Below are 20,694 nucleotides of genomic sequence, written 5' to 3' on the forward strand. Positions count from 1 at the left end.
GGACGGTTTGTTGGCTCGGTGGCGTGGAGGACGAGGATGACCATGGCAGGAACCGTGCCGCGGCGGGCGGGCCGACGGGAATGGGCCGCGCTGGTGGTGCTCGCCCTGGCGGTGCTGCTGCTGGCGGTCGACGGCACGGTGCTGTCCCTGGCCGTCCCCGCGCTCAGCGAGGCGCTTCGCCCCTCGGCCACCGAGCTGCTGTGGATCGGCGACGCCTACTCCTTCGCGCTGGCCGGGCTCCTGGTCAGCATGGGCACGCTGGGCGATCGCATCGGCCGCAAGCGCCTGCTGCTCACGGGGGCGGCCGGGTTCGCCGCCGCGTCGTTGCTGGCCGCGTTCGCCCCGTCCGCGGGCTGGCTGATCGCCGCCCGGGTGCTGCTCGGCGTCGCGGGCGCCACGCTGATGCCCTCCACCCTGTCGATCATCCGCAACGTCTTCACCGACGCCCGCCAGCGGACCACGGCCATCGCTGTCTGGGGCGCCATGGCCACGGCCGGCGCGGCGCTCGGGCCGCTGGTCGGCGGCCTGCTGCTCGAACATTTCTGGTGGGGCTCGGTCTTCATCATCAACCTGCCCGTCATGGTGCTGCTGCTGGTCCTCGGCATCCCGCTCATCCCGGAGTCACGGGATCCGCGTCCCGGCCGGTTCGACCCGCTCAGCGCCGTGCTGTCCGTGCTCGCCGTCGTCCCGTCGGTCTACGCGGTCAAGGAACTCGCCGGCGGTGGCTCCCCGCTCGTCGTCGCCGGTACCGCGGCCGTGGGTGTGGTCAGTCTGGCCCTGTTCGTCCGGCGGCAACGCCGGCTCACCACCCCGCTGTTCGACGTGGCGCTGTTTCGCCGGCCCGCGTTCGCCGGCGCCGTCGGGGTGAACCTGCTGGCCGTCTTCGCGCTCAGCGGGCTGCTCTTCTTCATCTCCCAGTACCTCCAGCTCGTCCAGGGCTACACCCCGCTGCAGGCCGGCGTGCGCCAGCTGCCCCTGACGGTCGCCAGCGTCGCGGTCGCCGTCGTTGTCGGTCGCCTGCTGGCCCGCTTCGGCAGGGGCCGGCTGATCGGTGCGGGACTGTTCACCGCCGCCGCCGGCCTGGCCCTGCTGACCGCCGCCGAAGGCACCGGCTCGTACCTCTGGCTGGCCACCGCGTTCGCCGCCATCGGCCTGGGCGTCGGCGCGGCGTTGACGCTGACCACCGACGCCGTCGTCTCCGCCGTGCCACCGGCCAGGGCCGGAGCCGCGTCCGCGGTGTCCGAGACGGCCTACGAGCTGGGCGTCGCACTGGGCATCGCGCTCCTCGGCTCCCTGCACACCGCCCTGTACCGCGGCGGCCTCGACCTGCCGGCCACCACCCCGGCACCGGCGGCCGAGGCGGCGCGGGAGTCCCTCGCCACCGCCGTCACCGACGTGCCCGAGGCCCTGCTCGCCCATGCCCGCGCGGCCTTCGTCGACGCCATGCAGACCACCTCGCTCGCCGCGGCCTGCCTGCTCGTCGCGGCCGCCGCGGTCGCGTGGTGGCTCATCCCCTCCCCGACCGGCGCCGACGCGGCGGACACGGCCGGCGAGTAAGTCTTTCGCCCACCTGATGTTTGCCTTTGGCGGCCCGAAACGCCCGCGGTGTGCTGGCCGTGGACGGCGCCCTGCGGCTACTGTCTGCGGCCGTGCCAGTACGACGATCCGCCGGACGCGCGGCGGTTGCCGGCGTCGCGGTCGCACTCACCGTGGCGGCGGGTGCCTGCTCGACCGCCGCACCGTCGGCACCGGCGACGACCGGGCCCGCTCCGGACGCCCCGGCGACCGTTCCGGTGTCGAGCGGTCCGGTCGACGGTGCCGCCGGGTGCCCGTCGGCGGGCCCCGCGTCCACGACCAGCACCGCCGCGTCGCCGCGGGCGGCGAGCTATCTCGGCGCCGACGCCGACGACGCGGCGAACGCGGTGGACATCGGCGCCGGCTGCCACATCGTCGTCGGCGGCCGGTTCTCCGGCGTGCCGGGGCCGGTGACGACCCTCGCGGGCGGCGGTCCGGGCACGGTGGTGCGGCTCGACCCGACCGGTCGCACCGTCGTCGGTGTGACGAGGGTGCCGGCCGTCGTGGCGGATCTGGAGGTACGCCGGACGACCGGCGACATCGCCGTGGCGACCGGCCGTGGCGTGCTCGTGCTGGACGCGGCTGCGGCCACGGTGCGGTGGCAGGCCCCGGGACCGGCGTCCCGGGTGGCGATCGGCGACGCGGGCACCGTGGCCGCGCTGGGCGGCACCACCGTGCGGGTGTTCGACGCCGCCGGGGTGGTGCAGTCGACCATCCGTCTCGACGGCCGCACCGTCAACGACGTGGCGGTCGACGACCGCGACGACCTGGTCGTCGTCACCGGTTTCGCGCAGCGTGGCGGGCCGTGCCACCAGGTGCAGATCGCGTACGTGCACGCCTACAGCCGGCGTGGCGCGCTGCGCTGGAAGGCGTATGACTTCGCCGCCGACGGGCTCGGCGACGCCTGCGCCGACAGCCGCGGCGACCGGGTCGCCGTGGGCCGGGACGGCCGGCTCTACTTCGCCGGTGAGACAGCCGGCGGGAACACCGTCTTCGCCCGGGACAGCCGCGACATCGGCCGGGCGGCCCCCAACGTCGCCGGCGACAAGTTCACCAGCGCCAGCAACACCGGGTCGGCGCACCTGACGTACTTCGCCCGCATCGATGTTACGGACGGACGGGTCACCGGCGGCTCCATGCTGCTCGCCCGGATCGACACGAAGGGCGACAAGGGCAACACCATCACGCCGAACGCCATCACCGCCGACGCCGGCGGCAACGTCTACCTCGGTGGCGTCTCGGCGTACCGGATCGCCGACCGCGACCGTCTGACGATGAACGGCAAGACCCTCGCCCCCTACGCCGGCGGCGACGCCTGGGTGCTCGTGACCGGGCCGGACCTCAAGAAACGCCTGCTGTGGACGGTCTGGTGCGACGGCGGCAAGGGCGAGGTGCGCGGGGTCGCCGCGTCCGGCGGGGTGGCCGCGGTGGCCGCCCGCGTGGACCAGGCACCGTTCTACACCGTGCGTCCGGTACAACCCGGTGCGGCACCCGGCACCGGCGCCGGCTACTTCGCGACCTGGCCCGCCGCCGCGTCGTGAACCACGCACCGGGCGGCCTACGGTGCCGGCGGGGACGCCGACCACAGGTGCCGGTGCTGGCCGATGTACTGCTCGAGGGTCCGCGCCGGTCGGCCGAGCAGCCGGGGCAGGGTCGGGTCCACCTGTTCTGCCTGGCCGTGTCGCAGGCCGGTGTGCAGCACCGTCTGCACCAGTGCCTGGGTCAACGGGGTGCGGCGCCGGCGCAGGTGCCACAGGTAGCGCACGGCGGTGGTGGGCTCGTAGCGGATCGGCCGGTCCAGCGCGCCGGTCAGCAGCCGGGCGACGTCGGTGAAGCTCAACGCCTGCGGGCCGGTGAGGAGGTAGCCGTTGCCGGCGTGCCGGTGCGGGTCGGCGAGGATGACCGCAGCGGCCTCGCCGATGTCGCGGGTGTCGATGAAGGCGGCCCGGCCGTCACCGGCGGGCAGGACGATCCGGTCGTCGGTGGCGATGTCGGTACGGTAGGCGTCACCGAGGTTCTGGGCGAAGAACCCCGGCCGCAGGATCGTCCACGGCACCGTGCCGGTGCGCAGGTGCTGTTCGACCCGGTGGTGCGGCACGAGCCGGTTGGTGTCCGCCCCGGCGACCGACGCGAAGACGACGTGCCCGACGCCGTGCCGGGCGGCCGCGTCCACGAACGCGTTGAGCGTCGGCCCGACCCGCGAGATCGGCGGCGGCCGCAGCAGGAACAGCGCGCCCGCGCCGGCGGCCGCCCCGTCGAACGTCGCCGGGTCGAGGAAGTCCAGCCGCACGGCTTCGGCAGTCGGGAACCGGCGGCGCAGGGCACCGGGGTCGGTCCCGGCGACCCGGACCGGCAGACCCGCGTCCAGCAGCGACCGCGCGGCGGCGCCGCCCACGTTGCCACTCGCCCCGATGACCAGCACCGGACCCTTCACCAGGCCGCTCATCGGGGGCCGCCGGTCACCTCGAGGGAGCGGTGGCGGCCGGCCCGCCCGGCGCTGCGCGGTGCGGTCAGCACCCGCCGCATGACCCAGTTGAACAGCCGGAACGGCGTCTTCGGCGGATGGACGCGTTCGACGGTCGGCCGTGCATCGGTATCCATGAAAGCAGGGTAACGCTACGAGGGCGTAGCGAAACGGGCCGAAGGTCCCTTCCATGCTCAGGTGCGGCGGGCGGCGTGCCGGTGGTGCGCAGTGCCGGCGCACGGCTGGCATGCGGGACAGTGTCCGCGACGGGCTCGCCGGGCCGGCCGCGGTGCCGACCCGGCGACGCCTCCTCCGGCCGCGTGCCGGCCGAGGTCGACCACGTCATCCCCGCCTGAGCGGCTCCGCCTCGCCGTCGGCCCGGTGCCGCTCCGGCGGCGGTGCGGTGGAGGCGGTGGTGCGCAGGCTCGCGACGACACTGACCAGCAGCACGCCCGCGATGACCCCCAGCGAGACGGCGATGGGGACCTTCACCACGTCGATGAGCAGCATCTTCACGCCGACGAAGGCGAGGATCACGGCCAGGCCGGTCTTGAGGTAGGTGAAGCGGTGCATGAGGTCGGCGAGGAGGAAGTACAGCGCCCGCAGCCCGAGGATCGCGAACGCGTTGGAGGTGAAGACGAGGAACGGCTCGGTGGTCACCGCGAAGATCGCCGGGATCGAGTCGACCGCGAAGATCAGGTCGGTGAACTCGACCAGCAGCAGCACGAGCAGCAGCGGGGTGGCCACCAGCCGCCCGGCGTCGCGGACGAGGAACCGTTGGCCGTGGTAGCGGTCGGTGCTCGGCACGACCCGGGTGAGCAGCCGCCACACGCGGCCGGTGCTCGGGTCGGCGTGGTCGTTGCGGCTGCGGTACATCTTCCATGCGGTGACGACGAGCAGCGCACCGAACAGGTACAGCACCCAGTGGAACGTTTCGATCAGCGCGGCGCCGGCGGCGATGAACACGGCGCGCATCACCAGGGCGCCGACGACGCCGAAGAACAGCACCCGGTGCTGGTACGCGCGGGGCACGGCGAACGCGGTGAAGATCAACGCGAAGACGAACACGTTGTCGACGGCGAGGCTCTTTTCGATCAGGTACCCCGCGTAGTACTCGCCGGCCTGCTGGGCGCCCCATCCGGCCCACACGACGAGACCGAAGCCGAGGCCGAGGGTGAGCCACACGGCGCTCCAGATCGCCGCCTCCCGGGTGCGCACCTCGTGCGGGCGGCGGTGCGCCAGCAGGTCGATGCTCAGCATGGCCAGGATCGCGGCCAGTACGGCCGCCCAGGCCCACAGCGGCACTTGCATTGTCGTCCTCCGTTGTCGAGAGCCGCAGCAGCGGCTGGAACAGATCCACGGGCACGCCGGTGGGGAGGGGCGGGCGTCGCCGCGCCGGCCCCTCCCCGGCCGCCCGGTCGGCGGCCTCACCGCGGCCGCGCCGGGGAGGGCGTGCGCGGCGGCGGGATTCAGGTGCGACGTTCCCCGGGTGGGGTCTTGGCACCCCGGTCACGGCACGCGCAGCAGGCCCGCCTGACCCAGCATCACCCGCGCCCGGTCGACCTGGGCCGCCGTGGCGATGACGTCGTACTGGCGGGCGGCCAGGGACCGGACCGCGGTGAAGTCCCGGCGGCCCTTCGTCGCGGCGTGTGCGAGGAACCCGAACGCGGCGCCCCAGACGGCACCGAAGCCGAGCCCGACGGCGATCATCGCGAGCCAGCCGTTGCCGGAGGTGAACATGCCGAGCAGCACGCCGAACAGCAGGCCGAACCAGGCACCGCTGGCCGCCCCGGACAACGCCGCCTTGCCTTTCGTCAGCCGGCCGGTGACCTGCTCGACCAGTGCCAGGTCTGAGCCGATGATGCTCAGCTCCGCGACCGGGAAACCGTCGTCGGACAGCCGGTCGACCGCAGCCTGGGCACTGGTGTAGTCGTCGTAGCGGGCCACGGTGTTCCAGGCCATCGTCGCCTGGCTGGGCCGCAGGTCCGCGATGGGCAGCATGTGGGTCAGCTCCTTCGGATCGTGTGGTGTCGTGCCGTTGCCGGGCACACCATCAGGTTCCGCGCCGCGTGTGCAGACCACCCCGTACGTGCGATGAAGAAACCGTGAAGACGCCCGGTGCGGTGCGCCGACGGTGCCGGGCCGGTGCCGGGGGCTGGTCACAATTGCGGTATGAACAGCACGCCCGTGGCTCGGGTCCTGGTCGTCGAGGACGATCCGCTGCTTGCCCAGCTGGTGATCAAGTACCTGGAGCGCGACGGGTTCGCCGTCCAGTACACCGGCGACGGCAGCGACGCCGTCGTGCGCGCCCGCGAGTTCGACCCGGACGCGGTCGTGCTCGACATCGGCCTGCCCGGCATCGACGGCCTCGAGGTCTGCCGGCAGCTGCGGCAGTTCAGCGACTGCTACATCATCATGCTCACCGCCCGCGACGACGAGGTGGACAAGCTGGTCGGGCTGACCGTCGGCGCGGACGACTACGTCACCAAGCCGTTCAGCCACCGGGAGCTCGTCGCCCGGGTGCGGGTGATGCTGCGCCGCCCGCGCCGCGGCGCACCACCGGCATCGGCGGCCGACACCGATGCCCGCAGCGTCGGGCCGCTGCACATCAGTCCGGCAGCTCGAGAGGTACGCCTCGACGGCGAGGTCGTCGCGCTCACCCCGACGGAGTTCGACCTGCTGGCCACCCTGGCGGCGCACCCCAGCACGGTGCTGTCGCGCGGCCAGCTCATCAGGGCCGTGTGGGGCCCCGCCTGGGTGGGTGACGAGCGCATGATCGACGTCCACGTCCGCAACCTGCGCCGCAAGCTCGGCGATGACGCCGCCGCGCCCCGGTTCGTCCGCACCGTGCGGGGCGCCGGCTACCGCATCGGCACCGGGCGATGAGCATCCCCCGCCGGCTGACCGTCCGGACCCACCTGCTGCTGGGCAACCTCGCGCTCACCGTCACGGCGCTGGGCGTCACGTGGGCCGTGATCGCGCTCATCGGCCCGTCGCTGTTCCGTAACCACATCGAGCGTGGCGCACCGCTGCCCCCCGAGGTCCTCGACCGGGCCGAGACGGCCTTCCACATCGCGAACCTGATCGAGGTGGTCGTCGCCGCGGGCGTGGCGTTCCTGCTCACCCTGGGCCTGAGCGTGCTCGTCACCCGGCCCGTGCGCCGCACCGCCACCGCGATGGCGTCCACCCTGGCGCGGCTCACCGCCAGTGACTACACCGCCCGGCTCCCGGTCGAGTCCACGGTGACCGAGCTCGCGGCGCTCGCCGTGACCGTCAACAGCATGGCCGAGACGATCCAGCGCACGGAAGCGACCCGCCGCCGGCTCCTGACCGACCTCGCGCACGAGATGCGGACCCCGTTGGCCACCATCGACGGCTTCCTGGAGGCCATCCAGGACGGCATCGAGACCGCCGACCCGGCCACCCTGGCGATCCTGCGGCAGCAGGCGCAGAAACTCACCCGGCTCGCCGACGATCTCAAGGCCATCTCCGCCGCTGAGGAGCACCGCCTCGACCTCACCCTGCGGCCGGTGCCGGTCGACCGGTTGATCCGCGACGCCGCGGACGCGCTGAGCCGCGCCTACCAGGCCAAAGGCGTCGCGTTGCGGGTGCAGCCGGCCGCGCCGACGGTGGTGCACGTCGACGCGCAGCGCATCAACCAGGTCCTGACCAACCTGCTGACCAACGCCCTGCGGCACACCCCGGCCGGCGGGCAGGTCACCCTCACCGCCGGCGAGTCGCCGGGGGGCGTACAGATCACCGTGCGGGACACCGGTGAGGGCATCGCCGCCGAGCACCTGCCGTTCCTGTTCGAACGCTTCTACCGCGCGCACCGGCGGACCGGACCAGGCGGCGGCTCCGGGCTCGGCCTGACCATCAGCAGAGCCATCGTCACCGCGCACGCCGGGACCGTCACCGTCGCCTCCGCCGGCCCCGGCCAGGGCACCACGGCACAGGTCACCCTGCCGGCGTCCCCGCCGGGATCCGCCGGCTGACCCCAGGACGCGACGGCCGCCGTCGTCGCCGGGGACCGTGCCGCCGGCCGGCTTCCCCGATCTCCGCGACATCGACGAGGTTCGTCGCGGTCCGCGGCGCCTCCCTCGTGGCGGAGCTGGGCGGTCATGTCGTCGGCATGGGCGGCTTCCGTCCCGAGGCACCACCCCGCCCGGGGCGTGCTCAGCCGGAGCGCAGTGCCGGCTCCGCCGTCAGCCCGCCCACGATCCAGGCGACGAGCTGCTCGGCGAGCGACTCCGGCGCGATGCCGTCGAGCATCGTGGAGAACAGGCTGCTGCCCAGGGCGCCGAGGGCGGCCAGGGTCGCGGTGTGGCGCAGCCACAGCTCCTCGATCGACACGTGGGGCACCTGCCGGGCGATGCGCTGCAGCAGTTGCTGTTGCACGGGGGCGGCCATCTCGGCGAGCAGGGCGGAGGTCGCCGGCGAGGGCGCGTTCAGCGTGTTCTGCAGGATCCGGAAGCGGCGGCGCTGCACGGTGTCCTGGTCGTCGGCCCGGAGGGTCAGCGTGGGCAGCACCCAGGCCCGGACCACGTCCTCGATGCCGGCGTCGTCGGGCAGCTTGGCCAGCAGCGCGCGCTGCTGCTCGTACACGGTGGTGAGCGCCTCCCGCACGATCTCGTCGAGCAGCGCGTCCTTGGAACGGAAGTGGTAGCCGACCGAGGCGACGTTGGCGCCCGCGGTGTCGGTGATGTCGCGCAGCGAGATCTGATTTGCGGGGCGCTCCGCGAGGAGGCGTTCGGCCGCCTCGCGCAGCCGGCCAGGAGTGTCGCGCATGACCCTATTCAAGCACCTGCTTGACAACGCGCCCGGATCTGCTTCACTGAAGCAGTCGAGTTAAGCGAGTGCTTCAAACGGTCGCTTGAAGCGCAGGAGTCGCGCCGTCGGTGGGCGCTGTCGGGTCGAAGGGTTGGTCATGTCGTCATCGATGCCGGGCGCCGAGGTCAGCGCCGGACGATCCGGCCCGGCCGACCCGCGGCGCGTCCGCCTGGTGTTCGCCGCGTTGACGCTGACGATCCTGCTCGCCTCGCTGGACCAGACCATCCTCAGCACCGCGCTGCCCACCGTCGTCGGGGACCTCGGCAGCGTCGACCGGATGTCGTGGGTCGTCACCGCCTACGTGCTGGCGGCCACCATCGTCATGCCGCTGTACGGGCGCTTCGGCGACGTCCTGGGCCGCAAGCCGCTGTTTCTCGCCGCCATCTGCCTGTTCGTGGCCGGCTCGGTGATCGGTGGGGCGGCCGGATCGGTGCAGGCGCTGATCGCCGGGCGTTTCGTGCAAGGCCTCGGCGGTGGCGGCCTCATCATCGTCGCCCAGGCGATCGTCGCCGACCTGGTGCCCGCCCGTGATCGTGGCCGTTACACCGGCGTCCTGGGTGGCGTGTTCGCCATCTCCTCGGTCGCCGGCCCCCTGCTCGGTGGCTACTTCACCGACGTCGCCGGCTGGCGCTGGTGTTTCTGGATCAACGTGCCGGTCGGCCTGGTGGCGCTCCTGGTCGCCGCCGTCGTGCTGCGCCTGCCCGCAGTGCCCGGGCGGCGCCCCCGCCTCGACGCCGCCGGCATCATGTCGTCCGCGGCGGCGGTCAGCTGCGTGGTACTCGTCGGCGTGTGGGGCGGCACCCGCTACGCCTGGGCCTCGCCGCAGATCCTCGGCCTCGCCGCGGCGGCCGTCGTCGCCGGCGCGTGGTTCGTCGTCGCCGAGCGCCGGGCCGCCGAGCCGGTGATCCCGATGTGGCTGCTGCGCGACCGGACGTTCGCCGTCTCCACCGCCGTCGGCCTGCTGGTCAGCGTCGGGATGTTCGCCGGTGTCGGCTACCTGCCCACGTTCCTGCAGATGGTGCGGCACCGCGACGCGACGTCGGCGGGGCTGAGCATGATCCCGCTGATGGCGGCGATCCTGGTCACGTCGGTGCTCAGCGGCCAGTTCATCTCGGCCACCGGCCGCTACCGGGCGCTGCCGGTCGCCGGGGCGCTGGTCTGCGTCGCCGGTTGCCTGCTGCTGTCGCGCCTGGGTCCGACGAGCTCTTCACCGCTCATCGGCGGCTCGCTGATCGTGCTCGGCGTCGGTCTCGGGCTGATCCTGCAGGTGCTGGTCCTCGTGGTGCAGAACGCCGTGCCGCACGACGCGGTGGGGACGGCGACCGCCGCGCACAACTTCTTCCGGGAGATCGGCGCCACGCTCGGCACCGCCGTCGTCGGCTCCGCCTTCACCGCGCGGCTCACCGAATCGCTCACCCACGGATCGTCCGCGGCGGCCGGCATCCGCGCCGACTCGCTCACCCCGGCCCTGGTCGCCGGCCTGCCGGACCCCGTGCGCTCCGCCGTCGCCGACGCGTACGCCCACGCGTTGACGCCGGTGCTCGGGTGGCTGGCCGCGGTGTTCGTGCTCGCCGCCGCGCTGAGCCTGCTGCTGCCGCACCGGCCGTTGTCCACCACCCTGCCGATGCCCGGCGCGCTCGCCGACAAGGCACCGGGGCAGGCTCCGCGCCCCTGATCGCCCTACCTCCCCGACGCAATTCCTACCTGGAGAGACTCATGACCTGGCTGTCCCGGCTGGGCGGCTCCGCCGCCCGCCATCCGTTCCGCGTCATCGTGGGATTCGTCCTGCTCCTGGTCGTCCTCGGCGGCCTCGCCGGTGGTGTCGGCGCCGGGTTCACCGACGGTGTCCGGCTGCCGGGCACCGGGTCGCAGGCCGCCGCCGACCTCGTCGCCGACCGGTTCCCGGCGCAGGCCGGCGACACGGCCACGCTGGTGTTCGCCGACAAGGGCGCCACCGGCACGCTCAACACGCCCGGCGACCGCAAGCTCGCCGCCGTGCGGCAGGTCCTCGACACGATCCGCACCCAACCCGACGTCGCGACCGTCACGCCGCTGCAGGTGTCAGCGGACGGGCGCATCGGCTTCACCACCGTCCAGTACACCAAGGTCGCCGCGGACCTCGACACGGCCAACCTCGACCGCCTCGAACAGGCCCAGGCGGTCGCCGCCGAGGCCGGTCTGGAGACCTCGCTGCGCGGTCCGGTCGTCAACCAGCTCCGGCAGCGCTCGGCGCCGGTCGGCGAGGTCATCGGCCTCGTCGCGGCATTCATCCTGGTCACGCTGCTGTTCCGGTCGTTCGCGGCCACCGCGGTCACCCTCGTGGCGGCCGTCCTCGCCCTCATGGTCGGCGTCATCGCCCTGACCGTCATCTCCGGTTTCATCGACGTGCCGAACGTGGCGCCCACCATCGCGATCATGCTCGGTCTCGGCGCCGGCGTCGACTACGCGCTGTTCATCGTCGCCCGCTTCCGTGACCGGCTCAGGGCAGGCGACGACCCGGTCCGCGCCGCCGCCACCGCCAACGGCACCGTCGGTGTCTCCGTCCTGACCGCCGGCGCGATCGTGGTCATCAGCATCTGCGGTCTGTACGTCACCGGCATCCCGGTCATCGGCCGCATGGGCATGGCCGCGGCGATCGTGGTCGCGATCTCGGCGATGACCGCCGTCACGCTGGTACCCGCGCTGCTGCGGGTCGCCGGCCGGCGGGTGCTGCCCCGGGCCGAACGCGCCGTGCCGGACGCCGCCGAGCGACCCGACCAGCGCGACAGCACCGAACCGCAGCGGCGCTCCTGGGCGGCCCGGCTGGCGGCGACCGTCGCCAGGCGGCCGGCGGTGTGGGCGATCGGCGTCACCGTCGCCCTGCTGGCCCTCGCCGCGCCGACGCTCGACCTGCGACTCGGCCAGCCGGACGACGGCACCCGCCCGGCCGGCGACACCATGCGCGTCGCCTACGACCGCCTCGCCGAAGGGTTCGGCCCCGGCTTCAACGGGCCGCTGCTCGTGGTCGTCGACCTGCGCGGCACCACCGACCGCCGGGCGGCGGTCGACGGGCTGAGCTCGGTGATCGCCCGCGACCGCGGCGTCGCCCAAGTGACGCCCGCCCAGGTCAACCCGGCCGGCGACACCGCCGTCCTCACCGTGATCCCGAACAGCGCGCCGCAGGCCCGCGCCACGTCCGACCTGGTCGAGGCGCTCAGCGACCGGATCGCCCCGGCGGCGCTGGAGGGCACCGGGGCCCGGGCGTACGTCGGCGGCACCACCGCGACCTTCGACGACCTGGCCACCCGCGTCTCCGACCGGCTCTGGGTGCTGCTCGGTGTCGTCATCGGCCTGTCGCTGCTGCTGCTCGGTGTGGTGTTCCGGTCGGTCCTGCTGCCCGTGGTCAGCGCCGCGCTGAACCTGTTGTCCATCGGCGCGGCCTACGGGGTGGTCACCCTCGCCTTCCAGACCTCCTGGGGCGCCGGCCTGCTGGGCGTCTCGGAGCAGCCCATCGTCTCGTTCGTGCCGATGCTGATGTTCGCCATCCTGTTCGGCCTCAGCATGGACTACAACGTCTTCCTGCTCTCCGCGGTCCGTGAGGAGCGGCAGCGCGCCACCGCGGCGGGCGCGGCGGTGGTCCGCGCTGTCGGCCGCACCGCCGGGCTCATCGGCACCGCCGGCGCCATCATGACGCTCGTCTTCGTCGGTTTCGTCGCCGACAGCGAGACCGAGGTCAAGATGATCGGCCTCGGGCTGGCCACCGCCGTCCTGATCGACGTCACGCTGGTCCGGCTGATCCTGGCCCCGGCGGTCCTGGAGATGCTGGGTGAGCGTGCCTGGTGGGTCCCTCGTTGGCTGGACCGCCGCCTGCCGCACCTCACGCTCGCCGAGCACTGAGCCCTCCCGACCGCGGGACACGACCGGCCGGCGCCGCGACGCCGGCCGGTCGGCATCGCTTCACGGTTGAGCCGGCACCGTGCTGGCGATCTGCGCCTCCACCTGTTGCAGCTCGGGGTCACGCAGACCGACGGTGCCAGTGGTCCAGAACGCCTCGGGATAGATCACCCGGCCGACCGTCCACGGCTGGTACGACGGCAGCAGCGCCACCTGGAACCCCGGGTCCGGGATGCGGGTCGAGGGCCGCTCGAAGCCGAGGGCTGAGGCGGCGCTGAACCCGCGGCGTCCGTAGTAGAACGGGCTGCCCTCGAGGAACACGGCCGGCGCGCCAAGACCTTCGGCGGTCTCCAGCGCCGCCGCGACCAGCGCGGTGCCGATGCCGCGGCCCTGCCGGTCGGGGCGCACCGACAGCGGGGAGAGCACCAGCACCTCGACCAGCTCGCGGCGGGCGTCCACCCAGCCGCGGGAGAGACCGACATGCCCGACCAGCTCCTCGTCGACCACGGCGACCAGACCCGCCCGGGCCGCTCCGCAGGCCCGCAGCGCGCGCATCATCCGCACGACCCGCCCGTCCCGTGGCTCGCCGAACGCCGCCGAGACGACCTCCTCGGCAGCCGGCTCATCCACCGGCGTCATGCTCCGGATCTCCATGGCGCGACCCTAGCGCCGGTGATCCGCCCGTGCACCGCAGTTCTCGGGCGGTGCGTGCCCGCTGCCCATTGCTCCGGCCCACCGACGTCGACGGCGGGTCGGTGGGCCGGAGCGGACCGGTCAGCGACGCCGCATGCCGTACAGCCGGCGCACGGTCCGCCAGGGCCGTTCGACGCGGCGGACCGGACGAGGAACGTGCAGTCGTCGACGGGCACAGGGCAGGCGCACACGCCCGGCGTCGGCCATGCCGCGCAGGGTAGGGCGGCTGACGAGCAGCTTCTCGGACCTGACGATGACCTCGAGCGGCGCCGTGGCGTCGGCGCCGCGGCGTCGGAACGCTGTGGCGGTGTCCAGCCGCGCGGACCTGCAGGACGCGCAGGACCCCAGGATGGTGGGCAGTCCGAGCTCGCCGACCGCCCCGAGGGCGGTGCGGCCGCCGACCGGCACGTGGATGCTGCGGGAACTGTTCATGGCTTCGGCGATTCCAAAAGTGAGGAGAAGGCGCGGTGGAGCGCCTCACGGATCCAGTGGCCTACGGCCGGCGCCTGGGCACGAGCACGCCGACGGGTGCGACGTCGCAGCTGCACGTCGCATGAAGGACGCCCGGTGCGGGCCTCGAGTCGCTCACTGGTCCATGTCCGTCAGCATGGTCAACCGGACGCCCGCGAGGCAACGGATATTTCACAGCGAACGGGCGGCGCACGACGTCAGCGTCTACTCCGCAGTGGAGGCGTCGCCGATGGAGCCCTCCCGATTGCCGAGCTCCCCGCCCGTGGCCTTGCCCGCCAGGCAACGCCCCGGCGCGTTGATCTCCTTGCCCGATCATGGCGAGTAGGTCGTGGTGCAGACAGTGCCGTTGAGGGTGAACGAGGCGGGTGGCGGGTTGGCGCCCGTCTGGTTGCCGATGAAGCCGAAGCTGGCGCTGTTGGCAGCGTTGGCAGCGAGCGTGGCGTTGTACGCGGCGGGGGTGACGACAACGTTCTGGCCGTTCACGGCGAAGGTCGCGTTCCATGTGCTGCCGGAGACGGACTCGGTGGTGGCTGGCATGGTGAAGGCGAGGGTCCAGCCGGTGATGGGATCCGGGCCGGTGTTGGTGACGGTGACGGAGGCGACGAAGCCGCTGCCCCAGCCGCCGGAGATGTCGTAGGTGACGGCGCAGGTGCTGGTGGCCGGTGTCCCGGTGGTGAAGGTGACCGGCGCTGACGGCAGCGACAGGTAGCCGTTGGTGTCGGTGGCCAGGACGTTGAGGGTGTACGCGGTGCCGGGGATCAGATTTCGGGCCGTGAACGACGTTGCGGTCGTGTCGCCGAGCAGCACGCTGTTCGTGCCGAACTGCTGATAGACGGCGTAGCGGGTGACAGGGCCACCGGTGGACGGTCGCCACGAGATGGTGGCGCTCGTCGCGGTGACGGCTCCGGCGGTGGGAGCGGCGGGGGCGCTCAGCGCGGTGGCGACCGGGTTGGTCGCCGACGGGCGCAGCTTCACGGTGACGATCGAGTACGGCGGCACGACCTGGCGACCGGCGCTGCCCTGCTGGGTCGTGGTGATGGCAGTGGATCGGGAGCCGAAGGAGTGGACGGTCGGCGTCGCGGTGCTCGGTGTCCATCCGTCGTAGTGGAGATCGACGGTGTAGGCGGTGGCCGGATCTTGGTTGAGCAGCTCGACGGAGAGTCCGCCGTCGGTGTTGCGGGCGGCGTGCACGGCGAGCAGGGCGTTGTCCGAGCCGGCGCGGACGAGGGTGTCGCCGGGCTGGGCCACCTTGCCGAGCATCTGGAAGGCGTAGTACGGGGCGAACGGGGTGTTCAGCGGCGGTTCGCAGACGCCGTCACTGTTGCAGTTGCCGCTGGAGATCATGCCGCCGTCGCCGTATGAGGTGGTGCCGTCCGGAGCGGTGGTCACGCCGTTGTCGGGCATGCCGTTGCGAGTGTCCCAATAGTCGATGTTGAACACGCCGTTCTCGAGCGCGGTGAAGTAGACATCGGCGGTGAACAGGCCGCCGACCTGGGTGTCGGACTGGTAGTTCGATGCCGTCTCGGTCACGGCGATACCGATGTTCGCGGCGTTCGGGCCGGCATAGTGGTCGATCTTCTGCCGCAACTGCACCAGCTCGCCCGCGAGCAGCTTGGTCTGTTGCAGGACGTCGGCCGCAGTGGTGTGGTTCGGGTAGTAGTGCATGATCGCGAAGTCGATGGACGGGCCGGCGATGGACAGGACGGTCCGATTCCAGTCGCCGGTGTCGCCGGAGCCCACCACGCCGTCGGGCCAGTTGCCCGGGTCGGTGACCACGGCGCCGATCTTGATCGTCGGGTCGACGGCCTTCATCGCGGACGCGTACTGCACGACCAGGTTCGCGTACGTCGTGGCGCTCTTGCTGTCGTGGTAGTCCAGCTCCCAGTTGGCGCCGTAGTAGCCGTTGCCGAAGATCTCGTTGCCGATCTCCCAGTACTTGACGCCGTAGCCCTTGGTGACGTTGGCGTAGCGGACCCAGTCCGCGGCCTCCTGCGGCGTGCCGGAGCCGTAGTTCAGAGACGGTGTGGGTCTGCCAGTGGTAGCCGTCGCCGTAGGAGCCGCCCGGGTAGCGCATCATCCGCACACCGGCCCGACCGAGGAGATCCACCGACGCTGAGGTGTTCATGTTGGTGTCCCAGACAGCCTGATTCAGCCCGTACGCGGTTTCCGGCACGACGCCGAGGCCTTCACGGGCGTTGACGGTGACGTTGACCGCGGGCGGGTTCGCCGCAGCCGCACCGGCCGAGCCGCCCGGCGTGAACCCGGCGGCGAGCGCAACGGTCAGTGCGATGAGCGACCAGCGGCGGCGGCCGCGGGTCGGAGTCGACGACACCAGCATCAGGGGCCTCATCTTCGTCTCGGCAGCGTCCGTGACGCACCGTCACGGACTGATCGATGGCGATGACTCTTTGCGCGGCCAGGATGGTTGTCAACTGTCGGGCCTATTCGACCGAAACAATCGCTGATCGGCGTTGAAAGTTTCTACGTCATCGACGCGATACGCACGCCGGCAGGCGCTGGCGTCCCGGGCAGTGTTGACAGGGTCGATGTGAGCGATGACGGTCGATCCCGCCAGAACCCCACAGAACCTGGCTGACCCGCCTGTGAGCGCTCACTATCAGGCAAGGAGAACTCGTATGCATCCAGATACCCCTCCGCGACGACGCGTCCGGACCGTGCTCGCGGCAGCCACGGTGGGCGTCCTCGCGGCCGGCACCGTCTGGCTGGCGACCGGTACTGCCGACGCCGCGACCAGCACCGTCTCGGTGAGCATCAACGCGGGACAGAGCCTGGCAACGGTCGGATCCGGCTTGGTCGGCGCGAACGTCGCCATCTGGGACGGCATGCTCGCCGATGCGCAGACCAGCACGCTGCTGAGAAACGCGGCGGTGTCGTTCGTGCGGTACCCGGGCGGGTCGTACGGCGACATCTACCACTGGCAGACCAACACCGCACCGGGCGGCTACGTCGCCCCGAACACCGACTTCGACCACTACATGAGCATGGTCAGGACCGCCGGGGCGCAGCCGATCGTCATCGCCAACTACGGCTCCGGCACGCCGCAGGAGGCCGCGGACTGGGTCCGCTACGCCAACGTCACCAAGGGCTACGGCGTCAAGTACTGGGAGATCGGCACCAACTTCCTGCAGTACGCCACCGCCATGAAGGCCGTCGATCCCACCATCAAGATCGGGGTCGTGCTGACCACTCCGGGCTACTGGCCCGACGGCATCGTCGGCTCCGGCGACAGCGCCGACTGGAACGACACCGTCATGTCCGTCGTCAAGAACACGGCCGACTTCGGGATCTTCCACTACTACCCGAGTAGCAGTGGCACGAGCGAGGCCGCCCAGCTCGCGGTGCCGCCGACGCTCGCCTCGACGGTCAGCCAGTTCAGGGCCGACATGGCCAAGTACGCCACCAACAACCCCGGCATCTTCATCACCGAGACCAACAGCGGCGCCCCACCGTCCGACACGCAGATGCAGGCACTATGGGCCGCGGACATGTACCTCACCGCAGCCGAGAACGGGGTCGCCAACGTCGACTGGTGGAACGTGCGCAACGGCGCCGGCGCCACCTCCACCGACGTCACCGGGGCCACCGACTACGGCGACGGGGGCATCATCTCCAGCGGCTCCGGCGCCGAACCACCCGCCGGCACACCGTTCGCCACCTACTACGGCATCCAGATGGTGAGCCACGTAGCCGGACCAGGCGACACGATGGTGCGAGCCGCGTCCGGCGACGCGAAGCTGACCGTGCACGCCGCCAAGCGCGCCAACGGCAACCTCGACGTCCTGCTGCTGAACAAGGACCCGAACAACACCTATCAGGTCAACCTGTCCTACAGCGGCTACAGCCCCGCCTCGAGTGTGACCGTCGACAGCTTCGTCAACCGCGGCACCGGCATCGTCACCACCAGCCAGGGCACCGCCACCAGCCAGACCGTGCCGCCGTACTCCCTCGTCACCGTCCACCTGCACCCCGGCGGCAGCCAATCCCAGTCCCCATCGGCATCGACGTCGGCCAGCCGCTCCCCGTCCGCGTCACCGTCGAGTAGCCGGCCGCCGTCGAGCCCGCCGCCGGCCACCGGCGCCTGCACCGCCACCTACCGCACGGTCAACGCTTGGCCCGGCGGCTTCCAGGGCGAGATCACCGTCACCGCCGGCGCGGCGCCGATCAACGGTTGGACCACCACCTGGACCCTGCCTGGTGGACAGAGCATCAGCCAGGTCTGGAACGGCGCTCTCAGCACCAGCGGCTCCACGGTGACCGTCCGCAACGTCACCTGGAACGCCTCCCTGGACGCCCGGGCCTCGACCACCTTCGGCTTCCTCGCCAACGGCACCCCGACCACGCCCACGATCATGTGCGCCAGCCCCTGACACGACCCGAAGCGGCACGGCCCGCCACCGCATCGACTGTGGGCCGTGCCGACGGCCGTCGGCGCCGATCGCGCCGCACCACCTCGGACCCGACACACACCGTCCCCGGAAGTCAAGGAGGTGGGCCAGGAGACCGCCCGCGCCACCAAGGACATCGCCCGCCCCGTCGAGGCGATCCGTATCAGCGCAGACTTCGATGACAAGGAATTCCTCCAATGAAGCTGAAACCCTTGGCGAAAATGCTCGCCATCGCTGTACTCGCCATCGGCGGAGTCGGCACGACCGCCCTGGTGGCCGGTGCGGCCAGCGCGACCGGCGCGGGCGGGAACAACCCGGTCGGCCTGGCCGCCGGCGGCTGCGTCGCCGAGCCCGCCCTGCGCGGCGCGGCCCAGAGCCCGCTGTACACCGTCACGGCCGACGGCGCGCCGCTGTTCGTGGAGAAGCTGACCAAGTACGCCCCCGAGATGCAGGTGCACTACGCGCACTGTTCCCTGGCCGGCGCGGGCACGGCGAAGTTCTCGGTCACCGTCGCTCAAAGCTTCAGCTCCTACACCGTCAGCCCCAAGAGCCGGAACCTGGCGGTCGCCCGCAGCGGCAACACGATCACCTTCGACAGCGGCCCGAACTACCTGATCGTCCAGTTCGACTCCGCGGAGCTGCTGTTCATCCTGATCGACGCGCCCGAGTCCGGCGCACCCCAGCCTGGGGACGCCAACGTCAAGAACCTCGCCGACTACGGGGTCGACAACACAGGCGGGACGCTCGTCACCTCGAAGATCCAGAGCGCCATCAACGCCGCCTCCGGCGCGACCCAGAACATCCTCTACGTCCCGCCGGGCCGCTACCAGGTCGGCGAGCTGTGGATGCGCAGCAACATGACGCTGTACCTGGCCGCGGGAGCAGTCCTGTACGGCTCGAACAAGCCGGCCGACTTCAACACCGGCAGCGGCGGGGGCAACATCGAGGGCATGCAGCACGCATCCATCCGGATGCTCAACATCAGCAACGCCAAGCTGCTGGGCCGCGGCGTCATCGACGGCAACGGCAAGTCGCTGCGGGCGCAGGGCAGCAACCTGGCCGTGCTGAAGATCGAGCAGAGCTCGAACATCCTGGTCGACGGCCCGACCTCGCGCGACGCCAGCTACTGGAACACGCTCGTCTACCGCAGCGACAAGGTCACCATCAGGAACTACAAGGTGATCAACTGCCGGCCCAACTCGGGGTACAACAACACCGACGGCGTGGACTTCGACGAGTCGACCAACAGCCTGCTGTCCAACGCGTTCCTCTACACCGGCGACGACAACATGGCCACCAAGAACGAGGACGCCACCGCCGGGGCACTCAACACCCGCAACGTCGTCCACGAGAACGTCGTCTGCTACAGCAACTCGGGCTGCGCGAAGATCGGCACCAAGACCGAAGGCAACTCGATGGACGGCGTCGTCTTCCGCGGCATCGACGTCGTCAAGGCCGGGCGCGCGATGGTGATCGACGCGGTCGACACCGCCGTCGTGTCGAACACGAGGTGGGAGAACGTCCGGGTGGAGAAGACCGACAGCCTGATCGACCTGGAGGAGGACCGGCCGCCGTCCTGGCGGACGGTGAAGAACACCTCGACGATCCGCGACGCCTACTTCACCAACGTCTCCTCCGACGTGAACAAGGTCGTCAACCTGCACGGCAAGTCGTCGACCGTCAACATCAACGGCGTCCACTTCACCAACTTCACCGTCCAGGGCAAGCCGGTCACCAGCCGGACCGACGCGGACGCGACCTGGAACATCAACAGCTACGTCTCCAACATCACCTTCGCCACGGCACCGACCAGCCAGCCGCCGAGCTCTCCGCCCCCCTCCAGCCAACCGCCGTCGAGCCCGCCGCCGAGCTCCGCGCCGCCGTCCAGCGAGCCGCCGGTCCCGGCCGGCGGCTGCGCGGTCGGCTACACGATGAACGCATGGAACGACGGCTTCACCGCCGCCATCCACATCACCAACGGCGGCACCGCACCGGTCAACGGCTGGGCCCTCACGTTCACCCTGCCCTCCGGCCAGACCATCACCAGCGGCTGGAACGCCACCTACTCCGGCTCCACCGGACAGATCTCCGCCCGCAACGTCACGTACAACGCGACACTCCCGGCCGGCGGCTCCACCGACATCGGCTTCCAGGCCACCCACACCGGCAACACCGGTACGCCCAGCTCCTTCGCCCTCAACGGCGTCACCTGCACGGTTTCCTGACCCAGCACCGCAGGAGCCGGTGGGACCGTACCGAACCCAGGTGCGGTCCCACCGGCTCCTCGTGCAGAGAACTCCCAGCTGGGCAGAGCGGCGCAGCGGCGGTTACGGGCGCGACTCATCCAGCCACACGGATCTGATCAGCCGGAACGTAGCGGCA

General features: G+C 71.7%; 17 protein-coding genes. 9 read left to right on the forward strand and 8 right to left on the reverse strand.

Features of this window, described 5'->3' with window-relative positions:
* Positions 1-36: 36 nt before the first annotated feature.
* A complete protein-coding gene (locus OP18_RS25485; protein ID WP_033361563.1) occupies positions 37-1,557 on the forward strand; it encodes an MFS transporter in 1,521 nt (506 codons plus the stop codon).
* 236 nt (positions 1,558-1,793) lie between these two features.
* Positions 1,794-3,116 carry a hypothetical protein gene (locus tag OP18_RS25490; protein ID WP_033361564.1) on the forward strand — a complete coding sequence of 441 codons (1,323 nt, stop codon included), beginning with the start codon at positions 1,794-1,796 and terminating at the stop codon, positions 3,114-3,116.
* Positions 3,117-3,133: 17 nt separating this feature from the next.
* On the opposite strand, the gene OP18_RS25495 is transcribed toward OP18_RS25490, so the two are convergent.
* From OP18_RS25495 to OP18_RS25505, 4 genes are all read right to left on the reverse strand, one after another.
* Complete coding sequence (locus OP18_RS25495; RefSeq protein WP_033361565.1) at positions 3,134-4,021, reverse strand: NmrA family NAD(P)-binding protein; 888 nt, start codon at positions 4,019-4,021, stop codon at positions 3,134-3,136.
* Complete coding sequence (locus OP18_RS57535; RefSeq protein WP_156089765.1) at positions 4,018-4,176, reverse strand: hypothetical protein; 159 nt, start codon at positions 4,174-4,176, stop codon at positions 4,018-4,020. The genes OP18_RS25495 and OP18_RS57535 overlap by 4 nt, the downstream gene beginning before the upstream one ends.
* 205 nt (positions 4,177-4,381) lie before the next feature.
* On the reverse strand, positions 4,382-5,350 hold the full coding sequence (locus tag OP18_RS25500) for a TerC family protein (protein ID WP_052387298.1): 969 nt from the start codon (positions 5,348-5,350) through the stop codon (positions 4,382-4,384).
* 198 nt (positions 5,351-5,548) lie between these two features.
* Positions 5,549-6,040, reverse strand: a complete 492-nt coding sequence (locus OP18_RS25505; protein ID WP_052387327.1) for a YflT domain-containing protein — start codon at positions 6,038-6,040, stop codon at positions 5,549-5,551.
* 171 nt (positions 6,041-6,211) lie between these two features.
* Between OP18_RS25505 and OP18_RS25510 the strand changes: the two genes are divergently transcribed.
* Positions 6,212-6,925: a response regulator transcription factor gene (locus OP18_RS25510; protein WP_211273669.1), complete on the forward strand. Its 714-nt coding sequence runs from the start codon at positions 6,212-6,214 to the stop codon at positions 6,923-6,925.
* Positions 6,922-8,034, forward strand: a complete 1,113-nt coding sequence (locus OP18_RS25515) for a sensor histidine kinase (protein ID WP_033361566.1) — start codon at positions 6,922-6,924, stop codon at positions 8,032-8,034. The genes OP18_RS25510 and OP18_RS25515 overlap by 4 nt, the downstream gene beginning before the upstream one ends.
* A gap of 181 nt (positions 8,035-8,215) precedes the next feature.
* On the opposite strand, the gene OP18_RS53000 is transcribed toward OP18_RS25515, so the two are convergent.
* Positions 8,216-8,827, reverse strand: a complete 612-nt coding sequence (locus OP18_RS53000) for a TetR/AcrR family transcriptional regulator (RefSeq protein ID WP_052387299.1) — start codon at positions 8,825-8,827, stop codon at positions 8,216-8,218.
* Between the two features lie 139 nt (positions 8,828-8,966).
* On the opposite strand from OP18_RS53000, the gene OP18_RS25525 reads away from it, so the two are divergent.
* Both OP18_RS25525 and OP18_RS25530 read left to right on the forward strand, forming a co-directional pair.
* On the forward strand, positions 8,967-10,544 hold the full coding sequence (locus OP18_RS25525; RefSeq protein ID WP_211273670.1) for an MDR family MFS transporter: 1,578 nt from the start codon (positions 8,967-8,969) through the stop codon (positions 10,542-10,544).
* A gap of 41 nt (positions 10,545-10,585) precedes the next feature.
* A complete protein-coding gene (locus tag OP18_RS25530; RefSeq protein ID WP_052387301.1) occupies positions 10,586-12,745 on the forward strand; it encodes an MMPL family transporter in 2,160 nt (719 codons plus the stop codon).
* A gap of 60 nt (positions 12,746-12,805) precedes the next feature.
* Here OP18_RS25530 and OP18_RS25535 read toward each other — a convergent pair whose 3' ends face one another.
* The 3 genes from OP18_RS25535 to OP18_RS51425 form a co-directional block, all read right to left on the reverse strand.
* Positions 12,806-13,396 (reverse strand): GNAT family N-acetyltransferase, encoded by a 591-nt coding sequence (locus tag OP18_RS25535; RefSeq protein ID WP_063745587.1) that lies wholly within the window; start codon positions 13,394-13,396, stop codon positions 12,806-12,808.
* A 120-nt stretch (positions 13,397-13,516) separates the two neighbouring features.
* Entirely contained in the window at positions 13,517-13,867 is a 351-nt protein-coding gene (locus OP18_RS25540; RefSeq protein ID WP_033361567.1) for a hypothetical protein, read from the reverse strand.
* 351 nt (positions 13,868-14,218) lie between these two features.
* Complete coding sequence (locus tag OP18_RS51425) at positions 14,219-15,736, reverse strand: cellulose binding domain-containing protein (RefSeq protein WP_245635521.1); 1,518 nt, start codon at positions 15,734-15,736, stop codon at positions 14,219-14,221.
* Positions 15,737-16,107: 371 nt separating this feature from the next.
* On the opposite strand from OP18_RS51425, the gene OP18_RS60835 reads away from it, so the two are divergent.
* The 3 genes from OP18_RS60835 (at position 16,108) to OP18_RS60840 (ending at position 20,537) form a co-directional block, all read left to right on the forward strand.
* Positions 16,108-16,371, forward strand: coding sequence for a hypothetical protein (locus tag OP18_RS60835; protein ID WP_245635522.1), 264 nt, complete (start codon positions 16,108-16,110; stop codon positions 16,369-16,371).
* 228 nt (positions 16,372-16,599) lie between these two features.
* The gene (locus OP18_RS25555; RefSeq protein WP_052387302.1) at positions 16,600-18,294 is read left to right on the forward strand and encodes a cellulose binding domain-containing protein; all 1,695 of its coding nucleotides are present in this window, start codon (positions 16,600-16,602) and stop codon (positions 18,292-18,294) included.
* A gap of 239 nt (positions 18,295-18,533) precedes the next feature.
* Positions 18,534-20,537: a cellulose binding domain-containing protein gene (locus tag OP18_RS60840; protein ID WP_052387303.1), complete on the forward strand. Its 2,004-nt coding sequence runs from the start codon at positions 18,534-18,536 to the stop codon at positions 20,535-20,537.
* Positions 20,538-20,694 lie beyond the last annotated feature (157 nt).

Origin of the sequence: Dactylosporangium aurantiacum, from assembly GCF_000716715.1 — a bacterium.
GTDB lineage: Bacteria > Actinomycetota > Actinomycetes > Mycobacteriales > Micromonosporaceae > Dactylosporangium > Dactylosporangium aurantiacum.

Coding starts and splice junctions, on each gene's coding strand:
- OP18_RS25495 (WP_033361565.1), bottom strand. CDS start 4,021: ATGAGCGGCCTGGTGAAGGGTCCGGTGCTGGTCATCGGGGCGAGTGGC.
- OP18_RS25505 (WP_052387327.1), bottom strand. CDS start 6,040: ATGCTGCCCATCGCGGACCTGCGGCCCAGCCAGGCGACGATGGCCTGG.
- OP18_RS25530 (WP_052387301.1), top strand. CDS start 10,586: ATGACCTGGCTGTCCCGGCTGGGCGGCTCCGCCGCCCGCCATCCGTTC.
- OP18_RS25500 (WP_052387298.1), bottom strand. CDS start 5,350: ATGCAAGTGCCGCTGTGGGCCTGGGCGGCCGTACTGGCCGCGATCCTG.
- OP18_RS60840 (WP_052387303.1), top strand. CDS start 18,534: ATGCTCGCCATCGCTGTACTCGCCATCGGCGGAGTCGGCACGACCGCC.
- OP18_RS25525 (WP_211273670.1), top strand. CDS start 8,967: ATGTCGTCATCGATGCCGGGCGCCGAGGTCAGCGCCGGACGATCCGGC.
- OP18_RS57535 (WP_156089765.1), bottom strand. CDS start 4,176: ATGGATACCGATGCACGGCCGACCGTCGAACGCGTCCATCCGCCGAAG.
- OP18_RS25485 (WP_033361563.1), top strand. CDS start 37: ATGACCATGGCAGGAACCGTGCCGCGGCGGGCGGGCCGACGGGAATGG.
- OP18_RS25540 (WP_033361567.1), bottom strand. CDS start 13,867: ATGAACAGTTCCCGCAGCATCCACGTGCCGGTCGGCGGCCGCACCGCC.
- OP18_RS25515 (WP_033361566.1), top strand. CDS start 6,922: ATGAGCATCCCCCGCCGGCTGACCGTCCGGACCCACCTGCTGCTGGGC.
- OP18_RS25535 (WP_063745587.1), bottom strand. CDS start 13,396: ATGGAGATCCGGAGCATGACGCCGGTGGATGAGCCGGCTGCCGAGGAG.
- OP18_RS53000 (WP_052387299.1), bottom strand. CDS start 8,827: ATGCGCGACACTCCTGGCCGGCTGCGCGAGGCGGCCGAACGCCTCCTC.
- OP18_RS25510 (WP_211273669.1), top strand. CDS start 6,212: ATGAACAGCACGCCCGTGGCTCGGGTCCTGGTCGTCGAGGACGATCCG.